Source organism: Planktothrix paucivesiculata PCC 9631, assembly GCF_900009265.2.
GTDB lineage: Bacteria > Cyanobacteriota > Cyanobacteriia > Cyanobacteriales > Microcoleaceae > Planktothrix > Planktothrix paucivesiculata.
The window spans coordinates 46,453-59,844 of record NZ_LR735018.1 but is presented as its reverse complement, the minus strand read 5'-3'; the positions used below and the strand labels follow the sequence as shown (position 1 = coordinate 59,844).

General features: G+C 40.7%; 10 protein-coding genes and 1 pseudogene. 4 read left to right on the top strand and 7 right to left on the bottom strand.

Annotated elements, in window-relative coordinates; all coding sequences use genetic code 11:
- Together PL9631_RS14480 and PL9631_RS14475 are read left to right on the top strand one after the other, a co-directional pair.
- Window positions 1–1,414 (top strand): annotated as a pseudogene (locus PL9631_RS14480) (hypothetical protein); the annotation flags it as partial.
- Between the two features lie 210 nt (window positions 1,415–1,624).
- Window positions 1,625–2,776, top strand: a complete 1,152-nt coding sequence (locus PL9631_RS14475; RefSeq protein ID WP_083621387.1) for a SpoIID/LytB domain-containing protein — start codon at window positions 1,625–1,627, stop codon at window positions 2,774–2,776.
- Between the two features lie 96 nt (window positions 2,777–2,872).
- Here the strand turns inward: PL9631_RS14475 and PL9631_RS14470 are convergent, their stop codons facing one another.
- Both PL9631_RS14470 and PL9631_RS14465 read right to left on the bottom strand, forming a co-directional pair.
- Window positions 2,873–6,718, bottom strand: a complete 3,846-nt coding sequence (locus PL9631_RS14470; RefSeq protein WP_083621386.1) for a GAF domain-containing protein — start codon at window positions 6,716–6,718, stop codon at window positions 2,873–2,875.
- Window positions 6,719–6,722: 4 nt separating this feature from the next.
- Window positions 6,723–7,757: a diguanylate cyclase domain-containing protein gene (locus PL9631_RS14465; protein ID WP_083621384.1), complete on the bottom strand. Its 1,035-nt coding sequence runs from the start codon at window positions 7,755–7,757 to the stop codon at window positions 6,723–6,725.
- Window positions 7,758–8,080: 323 nt separating this feature from the next.
- On the opposite strand from PL9631_RS14465, the gene PL9631_RS14460 reads away from it, so the two are divergent.
- Window positions 8,081–9,361, top strand: a complete 1,281-nt coding sequence (locus tag PL9631_RS14460) for an HhoA/HhoB/HtrA family serine endopeptidase (RefSeq protein ID WP_083621383.1) — start codon at window positions 8,081–8,083, stop codon at window positions 9,359–9,361.
- A 117-nt stretch (window positions 9,362–9,478) separates the two neighbouring features.
- Here PL9631_RS14460 and ureA read toward each other — a convergent pair whose 3' ends face one another.
- The 5 genes from ureA to ureE all read right to left on the bottom strand — a co-directional run bounded on the left by ureA (window position 9,479) and on the right by ureE (window position 12,661).
- Window positions 9,479–9,784 (bottom strand): urease subunit gamma, encoded by a 306-nt coding sequence (ureA, locus tag PL9631_RS14455; protein ID WP_083621381.1) that lies wholly within the window; start codon window positions 9,782–9,784, stop codon window positions 9,479–9,481.
- 27 nt (window positions 9,785–9,811) lie between these two features.
- A complete protein-coding gene (locus PL9631_RS14450; protein WP_083621379.1) occupies window positions 9,812–10,660 on the bottom strand; it encodes an urease accessory protein UreD in 849 nt (282 codons plus the stop codon).
- A 197-nt stretch (window positions 10,661–10,857) separates the two neighbouring features.
- The gene (gene ureG, locus PL9631_RS14445; RefSeq protein WP_083621378.1) at window positions 10,858–11,457 is read right to left on the bottom strand and encodes an urease accessory protein UreG; all 600 of its coding nucleotides are present in this window, start codon (window positions 11,455–11,457) and stop codon (window positions 10,858–10,860) included.
- 50 nt (window positions 11,458–11,507) lie between these two features.
- The gene (locus PL9631_RS14440; protein WP_083621376.1) at window positions 11,508–12,197 is read right to left on the bottom strand and encodes an urease accessory protein UreF; all 690 of its coding nucleotides are present in this window, start codon (window positions 12,195–12,197) and stop codon (window positions 11,508–11,510) included.
- Window positions 12,198–12,223: 26 nt separating this feature from the next.
- A complete protein-coding gene (ureE, locus tag PL9631_RS14435) occupies window positions 12,224–12,661 on the bottom strand; it encodes an urease accessory protein UreE (protein ID WP_083621374.1) in 438 nt (145 codons plus the stop codon).
- A gap of 119 nt (window positions 12,662–12,780) precedes the next feature.
- On the opposite strand from ureE, the gene PL9631_RS14430 reads away from it, so the two are divergent.
- Complete coding sequence (locus PL9631_RS14430) at window positions 12,781–13,386, top strand: hypothetical protein (protein WP_083621373.1); 606 nt, start codon at window positions 12,781–12,783, stop codon at window positions 13,384–13,386.
- The last annotated feature ends 6 nt before the right edge of the window (window positions 13,387–13,392 follow it).

The following is a 13,392-nucleotide window of genomic DNA, read 5'->3' as shown; positions in this document are numbered from 1 at the left end:
ACCAACACCGCAACCCAGCGTTGAACCCACTGCCAAACCAACAGTTGAACCAACACCGCAACCCAGCGTTGAACCCACTGCCAAACCAACAGTTGAACCAACACCGCAACCCAGCGTTGAACCCACGCCGGAACTAACAGTTGAATCTACACCGAAACCCAGCGTTGAATCTACACCGCAACCCAGCGTTGAACCCACGCCGGAACTAACAGTTGAATCTACACCGCAACCCAGTGTTGAACCAACTCCCGAACTAACAGTTGAACCAACATTTGAACCGACACCGGAACCCAGCGTTGAACCCACGCCCGAACTAACAGTCGAACCCACTGCCGAACCAACAGTTGAACCCACGCCCGAACCAACAGTTAAACCCACGCCTATACCCAGAGAAAAACAGACTCCTGGGTTGATGTCTTTTAGTTTTTTAAAAGATCTTAATTATGATATTTATGACCCCACTAATTTCATTAAAAATATCGTATTTAAGAGCTTAGAAGCTAATGCCATCTCCGAATCAAAGGTTGCCAGTAATGGAGAGGATGATATCTTAGGTGCGGTAGAAGCTGACATCATCTTTGGTTTAGCAGGCAGCGACAATATCGAAACAGGAGAAGGGGACGACTACATCAACGGTAATCAAGGGGATGACTTCATTGATGGGGGTAATGGTAACGATACTGTCCTCGGAGGCAAGGAAAACGACCAAATCGCCGGAGGGGACGGAGAGGATGAACTCTATGGCAACCTGGGTAACGATATTATTACTGGCAATACGGGAAATGACTGGATTAACGGCAACCCGGGAGACGATCTGATTCATGGAGGAGATGGAGAGGATCAACTCTATGGAGGTCAAGGAGATGAATCAATTAAAGGAGGTAACAAAGATGATTTAATCTTCGGCAACCTCGGAGCCGACATAATAGAAGGAAACGAAGGAGATGATCTTCTCTTGGGTAACCAACAGAACGATACTATCTCTGGTAACTCTGGCAGCGATCTTATTTATGGCGGAAAAGCCAGCGACCTTCTGGATGGAAACGAAGGCAATGATTTGGTTTGGGGTGATCAAGGTGACGATACCCTCGATGGCGGAGAAGGCAACGATATTCTTAACGGAGGTCAAGGCAATGATATCTTAGTCGGGGCTGAAGGCGCAGATATCCTAACCGGAGGCGAAGGGAATGACCGCTTTGTTCTGGTGGCAGGATTTGGCCCCGATATCATCAACGACTTTACCATCGGCGAGGATATGATTGTCCTAGATGGGGGTCTGATTCTTGAACAACTGACCCTAACGGCCGTCAATGGTTCAACTCAACTTCTGATTAATGGTCAAATTTTAGCAACTCTGAATAACCTTGACCCCAACTTACTGACGTTTAGTAGCTTTACTACCTCTGTTTTCTAAAGCCGAAGGTATAGCAGTCGCGCCGGCTATTAGGACATAACCTGATACTCAAACCCAGAGGGCTAACTCTTTTTCTGCGGTATTCCCTATTTCCTATTCCCTATTCCCTATTCCCTATTCCCTATTCCCTATTCCCTATTCCCTATTCCCTGTTCCCTGTTCCCTAGCGCTATATATGATAAATTAATCCTGCTGGATCTGATCGAGATTATGGTTTGTTCCTTAACCCAACCCCAGAATATTTTTACTAACTCCGTACAACGTTTCAAACGCTATGGCTGGACAACGTTGCTGATTTGGTTGTGTATAGTTGCCCCAGCCCAAGCCCAACTATTATTGCGAGTCGCCATCGAAGACGGTGCAAATCAAGTTAAAGTCGGTAGCACCACTAAGGCAGTTGTTCGAGACGGCAATGGTAAAGCCCTGGGCGAGTTGGTGGCGATGGGGGGCGGTGTCGCCCAGGCGAAATCGGGACAGGTCGCCCTGGGCAACTGGCAAGGCTCCCAACTCTGGATTGACCCCAGCAATGGCGGTAATGTTTGGATAGCTAATGCCTGGTATCGAGGACGGGTCTTATTAGTACCTCGGAATGGCGGTTTGACTGCGGTTAATTATGTCGATTTAGAGCAATATCTCTATAGTGTTTTAGGGGCAGAAATGGACGGCGGATGGCCCCAGGAAGCCCTGAAAGCTCAGGCAGTGGCGGCTAGAACCTACGCCCTCTACAAACGTCAACGCAGTAATGGGGTGTTTGATGTCGGAGATGATCAAAATTGGCAAGTCTATAAAGGGTTAATTACTGAATCTACAGGAACCCAGTCAGCAGTGAATGCCACCCGGGGACAGGTTTTAACCCATAACGGTCAAGCTATTTTGGCAGCATTTCATTCTGCTTCTGGGGGACATACCGAAAATGTTGAGGATGTTTGGAATGAACCCTTACCCTATTTACGGGGAGTCCCTGACTTTGACCAAGGAACTCCGGTGTTTGAATGGACAAAAACCTTCTCACAAGCGGATTTAAGCAAACGGATTTCCGGTGTCGGGAATGTTACGACGATGACCCCCCAACGGACTTCGGCCTATGGCAGTATTTTAGCGATGAAAGTGGTTGGGGACAAAGGAACGCGGGTGATGAGTGGGGATGATATCGCCTCAGTCCTGGGACTTCGCAGCACCCGATTTCAAGTCAGTCGCAAAAGTGGAACCACCAGTTTTCAAGTCACGGGTCGCGGTTTTGGTCATGGGGTGGGCTTGAGTCAATGGGGAGCCTATAACTTAGCGCGGGGTGGATACGGTTATCAACAGATTCTAGCCCACTATTATCGGAATACGGCTTTAGCAAAAATTGATGTTCGTTAACCGTAGTAAGTCCTTTAGGACTCTCTTATGATATTTAGAGATAGGAAAGAAGCCCTGAAGGGCTTACTACGGAATCAAGAAGCCCGGTCGGGCTTACTACGGGATCAGGGTTTCTGTCACTGCTAAAATTTGATCAAATTGAAATTCATTGGCTAATTTTGTCAGGGCAAACGCTAAAGCTGAATAGGGTTCAGGGATTTGCTCAATTAACTCAAAAATCCGTTTTTCTTTGGTACAAAGTACCGCTTCATGAAATTCCTGAATCCAAGTTGGAGGCATTAATACTAAGGAATCTAGGCTTAGGTTAGAAGGGTCGGATATTCCCTGTAGATTAGCCGTTGAACTTCCTGAATCATCGGAGTCGGCATATTCATATTCTAATCCTAAATAAGTTGCCATTTTTTCAAAAATAATATAATCTCGGAAGGGTTTACTCACAAAATCATCACATCCAGCCTGTAAAACTTGGGCGCGTTCTTCTTCAAAGGCATTGGCAGTTAATGCAATAATAATCGGGGAATTTTCCTTCTGGGAATAGTCTCGAATCCGCCGAGTTGCTTCCATTCCACCCATCACCGGCATTCGCATATCCATCCAAATTAAATGGGGTTGCCAACTTGACCACAATTCAATCGCTTCTTGACCATTAACCGCTTCTTGAACTTCAAACCCCGTCATCGATAATAATTGCACCAACACTTGACGATTTTCGATCGCATCTTCCACTACTAAAATTCGATAGTTGGGTTGTCCTGGGGCTAAACGAATCACGGATTTTTTAGGTGTTTGGGGTTGAATATCCTCGCCTTTTGCTAAACTCGCTTGAACAAAAAATCTCACGATTGTTCCTTTTCCTAAAATACTATTAACGGTAATATTTCCTCCCATCATTTGTACAAATTGTTGGCTGATGGGTAAACCTAACCCCGTCCCTTCCTTGGATTTTCTACCCGTTTCCGTTTGCCCAAAGGCTTCAAATAATAAATCAATTTCTTCGGCGGCAATACCGGGGCCAGTATCCTCTACTTCAAAGGTAATAGTCACGGATTTTTCAGTTGATAATCTTTTTATTTCTTGTTTAACCCGCAGAATCACAGACCCAAATTCAGTAAATTTGAGCGCGTTTCCCAGTAAGTTAATCAGAACTTGACGAAGTTTACTTTCATCTAATTTTAAATATCGAGTTACGGTTTGATCTCGTTCAAAAATTAAATTTAATCCTTTCGTTTCTGCTTTTAATTCCAGCATTTCTTCCAAACTATTCAATAAATGATAAAGATCACAAGTCGTTTCTTTTAAGGTGAGTCGTCCCGCTTCAATTTTTGACATTTCTAAAACATCATTAATTAAATCGAGTAAATGTTCTCCACTACGTTCAATAATTCCCAAAAATTCCCGTTGTATAGAGCTCAATTGGTGATGTTTAGCTAAAATTTGGGTAAAGCCTAAAATCGCATTCAAAGGTGTTCTTAATTCATGACTCATATTCGCTAAAAATTCACTTTTAGCCCGGTTAGCGGCATCGGCGGTTTCTTTAGCTTCTTGCAGTTGAGCTAAAAGTTTAGCCTGCTGAATAGCAACCCCCAACTGATTAGCAACTTGGGTTAAAAGACTCACTTCTCGTAAAGCCCAATGACGAGAATTACTATGTTGATAAGCTCCTAATAATCCCCAGAGAATTTCCCCCACAAAAACCGGAACTAAGATATACGCACGAATCTGAAATCCCTCTAAAATCCTGAGAGTAGACTCAGACAAAGAAATATTTAAAATATCATCAATAATTAAAGGTTCATGGTTTTGATATTGATTAATTGTGGGGTATTTTAAATGGGTATCTAACCAGAGGTTTTGATGTTCAGCTTCTGCTAAAGGAATTCCCCCAGAAAGCTTAGATTCAAAGATAAATTCTCCCAGACACTCTGAGATAAAATGATAGACAACAACCCGATCACATTGAAGAATTTGGCGAACTTCTTGGGTGGTGGAACTAAAGATAGTATCAATATCTAAGGTTTGACGAATTCGGTCAATAACCCTTGCTAAAGCTCTTTCCTGTTCGGCAACTTTTGCCTGTTCTTCTGAACGTTTTTGAGCTTGACTGAGGAGTTCTGCCTGTTGTAATGCTACCCCTAATTGTATAGCAATTTTCTGTACAAATTCAATTTCTTTTTTTTGCCATTGACGGGGTTCTGAACATTGATGAATACATAATAATCCCCATAATTCATCGCCTTTGAGTAAGGCTACAACTAAATTAGCCTGAATTTCAAATTGAGCTAAAATCTGTACATAACAATCTGTTAATCCTGCCTGATGAATATTAGGTAAAACCTGAACATGACCCAGGGGATAATTCTGAGCAAATTTTTCTCCAAAACAGTGATCTTCTATATGAGTTTCTAAGAGAGAACAAAAGCTAGATAAAACATTTTCTGAGACAAATTTTCCTTGATTCCAATTGGAATGGGGTTTAAATTTAAACACCGCCACTCGATCCGCATTTAAGAGTTGACGAACTTCCGCCGTCGCCGTTTCAAAAATAGTATTAATATCCAAAGTCCGGCGAATTTTATCAATCACTTGAGCTAAGGCTATTTCTCGTTCTGCTTCTTGAATTAAACTTTCCGATTGACGATGGAGTTCTGCTGCTAATATGGTTTCTAAATCTCGTTTTTGCTGTTCCGCTAGGGCGAGTAATTCCGCCTGTTGAATGGCTACACCTAATTGTCCACCAATTTGAATTAAAAAATTAATTTCTGATTTTTGCCAATGTCGAGGGCTTTGATTTTGATAAGCTGCCAATAAACCCCATAAATTTTTCCCTTGATAAATCGCAATAATCGCATAGGCTTTAGCTTCATACTTCTCTAATATTTCAATATAGCAGGGGGAAAAATTGGCTTTATAAATATCATTACAAACCCTAAATACTTCGCCTCGGGTGAAGTTTCCTCCTTGAGTTTCCTGTAAATAACTATCACTGCTGGAAAGATTAGCTAAGTATTTGACACTACATTCACTCACATTGCGTTTAAATTGTGGATCATACTGTTGTTCTTCAATTAAAGATTTCCATTCTTCTGTTTTCGATTCCACTAAAAATTCTCCAGTCCAATCAGAATTAAATCGATAAATCACCACTCGATCCGCTTTTAAAAGTTGACACACTTCTTGGGTTGTGGTGGTAAAAATCGTATTCAGTTGGAGGGATTGACGAATTTTATTGATAATTGCAGCCACGGCTATTTCTCGTTCAACTGCTTGATTAACCGCTTGGGTTAAATATTCTGACTGCATTTGTAACTGTTTAACAAATTCAGCGTGTTGTAAAGCTATTCCTAAATGGGTGGCAATTTGGCGGACAAATTCTATTTCTGACTCGTGCCATTCTCGAGGGCCAGAACATTGATGAATGCAGAGTAATCCCCATAAGTCCTTCCCTTTAAGCAAGGGTGCAACTAGATTAGCCCTAATCTGAAATTGGGATAATACCTGTACATAACAACGGGGTAATTTTGAGTCATAAATATCATTAGATTTCCAAATTTTGCCATGAAGATAATAGTTAATATAATGTTCCCCAAAACAATGATCTCTAATTTTGGCGGATAACGCCGGACGAAAATCGGGCAAAACATCCTCAGAAACAAATTCTCCCCATTCATATTTAGAATCGGAGTCAAACCTATACATCCCAACGCGATCAGCATTTAAAAGTTGACGAACTTCCGTGGCAGTAGACTTAAAAATACTATCTAAATCTAAAGATTCCCTAATTTTACTAATCACCGCAAACAAAGCTTTTTGTTGCGCCACTTGATAGGGTTCTGTACTCTTGATTTGCTCCAGTTGTAGGACTTGTTTTCGTAGACTGATAACTTCCTCAATCAATTGTTCTTGGGTGGCTGTATTTAGGGAAATGGGTAGATTTTCAGACATGGCTTTATTTAAGTAATGTAATAATACAATTTCGCCCCTGTTTTTTGGCTTGATAGAGAGCGCGATCTGCTAATTCAATCAATAGGAATGGACTAGAATCTAGGCAAGGAATCAGAGAGGTTATACCTAAACTTAAAGTAATATAAGAACTGGCTTTAGATCCGGCATGAACCAGTTGTAAATTTTCCACTTCCTGTTGGATTTTTTCGGCAATTTTATGGGCTTCTGATCCTTGGGTTTGAGGTAAAATAATCCCAAATTCTTCTCCCCCATAACGAGCAACTAAACCGGAATAACTGCTCATGGCTTGACTAATTGCTTGGGCGATCGCTCGTAAACAATCATCCCCCGCTTGGTGACCATAGGTATCATTATAGGACTTAAAATAATCGACGTCACACATAATCAAGGATAAGGGATTTTGTTCAGAACTGAGTCGCTGCCATTCCTGCTGTAAATAGTAATCAAATTGCCGTCGGTTAGCTGTTTGAGTCAATCCATCTAAATGGGCTAACCGATCTAATTCTTGGTTGAGTTTCTGTAGTTCCAGTTGAGATTTTTGCAAAGCTGCTTCAATTACTTTGCGAGCTTGAATTTCCTGTTGTAACCTTTCATTTTGTGCCAGTAAAAGTTGATGTTGAGTTCGTAAAGTTAAGTGATTTTTAACTCTGACTAATACTTCTTCCACCTGAAAAGGCTTAGTAATATAATCAACTCCTCCCACACTAAAGGCTTTAACTTTATCTAAAACATTATCTAAAGCACTAATAAAAATAATCGGAATTTCCGCCGTAATCTGATCGGATTTGAGGGATTCACAGACTTGATATCCGTCAATATCGGGTAACTTAATATCCAGAAGAATTAAATCCGGGGGTGCTGCTTTAGCTGTTTTTAATGCCATCACCCCTTTTGTCACCCGCCTAACTTCATATTGATGTTCTGTTAACATTGTAGATAATAGTCTTAAATTATCAGGTTTATCATCTACTAATAAAATGCTTCCCAAGGGAGATTCTGAATTTGCAAAATCAATCATTATCAATATTGGGGGAAAGTTTAAAATTAATTATGAACGAATTAGTATCTAAATTTTAAGGATTTAAAAAATCAAAAAATTTGATCATCAGTTATTGAGTTTATTTTATCATAATTCTACACCGTTTATTAACAAAATGATGCTTCTGATTGTGATCAATTAAACTGACAATCCGTAAAATTACTTAATTCTGCTTAATACTAAAATCTTCATCTGGGTGTCATACCTTTGCCACAGTAATGTCATATTCAACCTGTAACTTAAAGAATATCGGGGCAAAACACCGAACAACCCCTTAAATCCTTATAAATAGAGGTATTAATATGAAATCTGATTTTGATGCTTTAAATTCTTCCGTAGAATCCCCCCGTTTAGAATGGACGCAAACACCCCGTCCGACTCAACATCCGAGAACCCAATCTTTAACTTCCTTATCTTTAGTTTTATTAGGAGTAGGGGCAGGAATTGCCGGGATGTCTATTCTACCTCAACTCCAACGCCCTCAACCCACCCCCGCGACGGTGACATCCCCCGTACCTCCGACCGCCCTTGGGGCTCCGGTCAGTGCCAACCCGGGGACAATTGCCACTCCCGACCTCGTGGCTTCCGTGGTACAGCGTTTTGGGCCAGCCGTTGTCCGAATTAACGCGACCAAAACTATTGAAAATCAGATTCCCCAACAGTTTAATGATCCCCTTTTTGAACGTTTCTTTGGTTCCCAAATGCCCAATACTCCTAAACAGGAAATTGTTCGGGGTTCGGGGTCAGGATTTATTGTTAATTCCAATGGTCGAATTATTACTAATGCTCACGTTGTTGATGGGGCAACAAAAGTATCGGTTGTCTTAAAAGATGGTCGTCAATTTGAAGGAAAAGTAATTGGGGCTGACCCGGTAACAGATGTTGCTGTGATTCAAATTCAAGCGGATAATTTACCGACTTTAACTATTGGTAATTCTGAGACTTTACAACCGGGGGAATTAGCGATCGCCATTGGCAACCCATTAGGATTAGATAATACCGTCACTGTAGGTATTATTAGTGCCACAGGTCGTTCGGGAAGTGAAGTTGGTATTCCCGATAAACGAGTCAGTTTTATTCAAACCGATGCCGCTATTAATCCGGGTAATTCCGGTGGGCCGTTACTCAATCAAAACGGTGAGGTAATTGGGATGAATACCGCAATTATTCAAGGCGCTCAGGGCTTAGGATTTGCTATTCCGATTAATCAAGTTCAACGCATTGCCGATCAAATTTCCACCACAGGAAAAGTCGAACATCCCTATTTAGGAATTCAAATGGTCACGCTTTCTCCTGAAGTCAAAGAAAGTTTAAATCAAGATCCAAATAGTCCGATTAGTGTGAATGAAGATCAAGGAGTTTTGATTGCCCGCGTTATGCCTAATTCACCCGCCCATCAATCAGGATTACGCGCCGGAGATGTGATTATTCAAGTGGATAATAACCCCGTCACAAAAGCCGATGAAATCCAACAAATTGTTGAGAATGTAACGGTAGGAAGTCAGTTAAAAATGCAAATTAAACGTCAAGGTCAACCCCTGAATTTAGACGTGAAAACCGCAGCTATCCCCATTAATCAGTAATCACTAATCAGTTGATATAGCAAATCTAAATCAACTGTATAAATAGAGACGTGCCCGAGCGCAGCGATGCCGTAGGCTATTGGCGCGTCTCTACGTCATGTTAAAGATGAATGATTACTAATTACCGATAGGATCATGAACAGTAACTAATTTTGTTCCATCGGGAAAAGTGGCTTCTACCTGTACGTCATGAATCATTTCAGGAATCCCCTCCATCACATCTTCCCGCCTTAAAATTGTTTTTCCATAACTCATTAATTCCGAAACTGTTCGTCCTTCCCTAGCCCCCTCTAAAATAGCAGCAGTAATATAAGCAACGGCTTCAGGATAGTTTAATTTTAGTCCTTTTGCTTTCCTTCTTTCTGCTAATAAAGCAGCCGTAAAAATTAATAACTTATCTTTTTCTTGCGGGGATAATTGCATAGATTTATCTTAATAATTTTTAAGCCATTAAAGTTGCCAGACGCGAGGTTTGACAATTGATTTTCCCGTATAATTTTGACGGAGCAACTGCCAAACATCCGTAAACCAGTGTATCACCTCTTGGGTCGAATTTCCTCGATAGCGACAGAGTAATCCTGATATTAATTGGGTCACTCCAGCTTGACTAGAAGTTTCTCGCTCTGACCACAATTGTCTGATACTATTAATAACATCTTCAGAAACAGATTGTCCCACCCAAGTTAAGGTGGCAATTACAGGTTGTCCTGCCAAACCATGGGGACTATTCAATATTTCTTCATTGGCTATAAACCCCTGTCGATCAATCCAAACCGGACAGCCATTTTGCCAGATTTCTGTACAGGATTTCCACTGTCCTTGATTGAATATTTCTCCCCTCGCTGTGCGTCCAAATCGGGTAATTTCCCATCCCAAATAACAAGCGTCAGGAGCTAAATTAACTCGGAGATTTTGACTAAAAATAGCTCCATTAAAGATAATTACTTCCCTGGGAATAAACTCTAAATAGGCTTGTTTTTGGACTTCAATATTAATAATATTGTGAGCCGTTTCTCCCGAACTTCGATAAATTTTACTAGCTGCGGGAGTGGTTAATACTACTTGGGTTGTGGGTTGTAAATTAATAGTTTGGCAGAGGCGATCGCCCCCGACCATTCCTCCGGCCGTATGTAATATAATACTATGGCAGATCTCCTGACCTTCGGGATAAAAAGAACGTTGAATTTTTAATGGAGCTTGACTATAAGCTTTAACTAACTGAGTAGAATTGTTAATTTTTTGATAATCTAACTCCAATATTCCTTGCCATTGGGAGGCATTGATTTCTAAATTTTTCATAAAAGTAGTAAGCCCGACCGGGCTTCTTCAAGTTTTTATCATTGCTAAACCAATAATTATACATCGTTATTAATGTTAGTTTTTACTATTAACTCTAGGGAATTAATACAGCCCTAAAGGGCTTACTACGGGATATCGTTATTAATGTTAGTTTTTACTATTAACTCTAAGGAATTAAGACAGCCCTGAAGGGCTTACTACGGGATTAAGTGAGACTTAATAAATTTAATGATAGCATCTAATCCTTGTTGGGTTTTTAAATTGGTAAATACAAAGGGTTTGTTTCCTCGCATTTTTTTCGCGTCCCTTTCCATAATTCCTAAATCTGCACCGACTAAGGGCGCGAGGTCAATTTTATTAATCACTAATAAATCGGATTTGGTAATTCCTGGCCCACCTTTGCGGGGAATTTTATCTCCGGCGGCTACATCAATAACATAAATCGTAATATCCACTAATTCCGGGCTAAAGGTTGCCGCTAAATTATCCCCACCACTTTCTACAAATAACAGATCTAAATTATTGAATTTGGTTTCTAATTGTTCAATGGCCGCTAAGTTTAAAGAGGCATCTTCTCTAATAGCTGTATGGGGACAACCTCCGGTTTCTACTCCTAAAATACGATCGCTTTCTAAGGCTTGGGAATTAACCAAAAATTGAGCATCTTCTTGAGTATAAATATCGTTCGTAACTACCGCTAATTGATAGGAGGTTCGCATTTGCTTACACAAAACATCAACTAAGGCTGTTTTTCCTGAACCCACTGGCCCGGCAATTCCAATTCTTAAACCAGACATAAAATTAAGAGAAAAACTATCTAAATTAATTATACCATAAATTGATATAATTAACTTCTAAATAATCGACTATATTGGGTTTCATGGGCCATACTTGCTAAGGCTAACCCCCAATTACAACTCACTAAATCCTCATCTTCTAATTGTAAAATAGCTGTAGCTGTTGATTCTATTTCCGGGTGTAATTGTAAGAGTAAAGTTTGACCCATAGTTTGACCCAAGGGAATTAGTTTTACCCCAGCATTAATTAAATTAGTCGCCCAACTATAGAGATATCCCAGTAGGGCATTTTTGAGATCAAGATCCCAATATACTGCACCTAGTCCAAATGCGATCGCATAATTACAAGGTTTGCCCACTTTTTCCGTCCAATCTTTCAGAGGAGGTAACTCTAAATCTGTTTTTTTTACCTTTTCCAAATTAACTAAAAGCTGGATTAAAGTGTTCCCCATCTGCCAACTTTGTTGGCGCAATTCTGCCGTTTCTTTCGCCGCCGTTGACCATTGATTCCAATAATTAAATTGGTTATAATCTTGATTAATCACACAGCGATAAGCCCGAACCATTAAGGCAGCTTCTAACCGAATTGCGCCATAATTCAAGTCTTGAATTAACCACTGTAATAAACTAGAATGATCAGTAATAACTTGAGTTTCCACTAAGGTTTCTAAACCTTCAGAATAACTATAAGCACCCAAGGGTAAAGCCGGACTTGAAAGTTGTAATAAATTTAAAATCATTATTCGTAATTCGTAATTCGTAATTATTAATGATCATGTCCATAAGCTCCCCGTTCAGGATAAAAAGGAGCAATTTCTTCTTGAATTGTTAATCCTTGATGCACTAACATTGAAGATAATACAGGATCGGGGGAAAATCGTAAATAGTCGGCGGTAATTTCTAACTGAACATGACGATTTCCTAAGTGATAAGCCGCTTTTAATAAATCGAGGGAATGGTTAGCCCTGACCGTAATAATAGGTTCAGGTTTAGCAACAACTTTCGCCCAAATATCTTGAGCATCAGAGGTTAATAAATCCCCCGCCTTTAAAATTATTCCCCTGGGAAGACGAAGATAATAGGTTTCACCCTCTAAAGTTTCAATATATTGACGGGTTTTTGTCCGTTGTTCTGCGGTTAGAGCGAGATGAACTGTAACTTGTTGATTCTCTTTCTCTAAAACTAATTGCGTAAAAATAATCATAATTGCAGGTAATATGCCTTCAGATAGATGAATTTAAGCCAGGATTTTAGGTACATTAATTAGGACAATCTCATCTAAATCAATTCGTTTTTAATTGAGATGAACCTTGGGAAAAACCTATGAATAATCAACCTCGAAATCAACCCCATTCTAATCGGGAGAATCCTGACCCCGTAAGGGATGAATCTATTCGTCAAAATGAAAGAGCTAAAGTCAATAATGAGACCGCTTGGGGTACATTAATTGGTATAGGAGTTGCCGTATTATTATCACTAGGAATTGGTTCTTTAGTTTGGCCGACTTTATTTAAACCCGATGCTTCCAAAGCCCCAACCGTAGGGCCAGGACAATCGGAATCTAATCCCCCCAAAACCCAAGCCCCAGGGCGAGATACGGTGATTATTGAGAAAAATCGAACTCAAGTTGTCCCTGTTCCCGTACAAGTGCCCGAACCTAAGCCCAATGTTAACGTAACAGTTCCCCCTGTGGCTCCCCAACCCGCTCCCAATGTTAACGTAACAGTTCCCCCTGTAGCTCCCCAACCGGCTCCCGATGTTAATGTAACAGTTCCTTCGGCGGCTCCCCAACCCGCTCCCAATGTTAACGTAACAGTGCCTCCGGCCGCTCCTGAAGCTGAACCAACGAAGGATGAAGTATTACCAGAAACCAATTCTAGTCCCACTTCTGAGCCATCTCCCCCAGCGTCTGGGGACACTGAAAATTAAAACCCT

What these genes read in the sequence shown, in the direction of transcription:
- ureA (WP_083621381.1), bottom strand. Translation starts at nt 9,784, where the DNA reads ATGCAATTATCCCCGCAAGAAAAAGATAAGTTATTAATTTTTACGGCT.
- PL9631_RS14460 (WP_083621383.1), top strand. Translation starts at nt 8,081, where the DNA reads ATGAAATCTGATTTTGATGCTTTAAATTCTTCCGTAGAATCCCCCCGT.
- PL9631_RS14475 (WP_083621387.1), top strand. Translation starts at nt 1,625, where the DNA reads ATGGTTTGTTCCTTAACCCAACCCCAGAATATTTTTACTAACTCCGTA.
- PL9631_RS14470 (WP_083621386.1), bottom strand. Translation starts at nt 6,718, where the DNA reads ATGTCTGAAAATCTACCCATTTCCCTAAATACAGCCACCCAAGAACAA.
- PL9631_RS14450 (WP_083621379.1), bottom strand. Translation starts at nt 10,660, where the DNA reads ATGAAAAATTTAGAAATCAATGCCTCCCAATGGCAAGGAATATTGGAG.
- PL9631_RS14430 (WP_083621373.1), top strand. Translation starts at nt 12,781, where the DNA reads ATGAATAATCAACCTCGAAATCAACCCCATTCTAATCGGGAGAATCCT.
- PL9631_RS14440 (WP_083621376.1), bottom strand. Translation starts at nt 12,197, where the DNA reads ATGATTTTAAATTTATTACAACTTTCAAGTCCGGCTTTACCCTTGGGT.
- PL9631_RS14465 (WP_083621384.1), bottom strand. Translation starts at nt 7,757, where the DNA reads ATGATTGATTTTGCAAATTCAGAATCTCCCTTGGGAAGCATTTTATTA.
- ureG (WP_083621378.1), bottom strand. Translation starts at nt 11,457, where the DNA reads ATGTCTGGTTTAAGAATTGGAATTGCCGGGCCAGTGGGTTCAGGAAAA.
- ureE (WP_083621374.1), bottom strand. Translation starts at nt 12,661, where the DNA reads ATGATTATTTTTACGCAATTAGTTTTAGAGAAAGAGAATCAACAAGTT.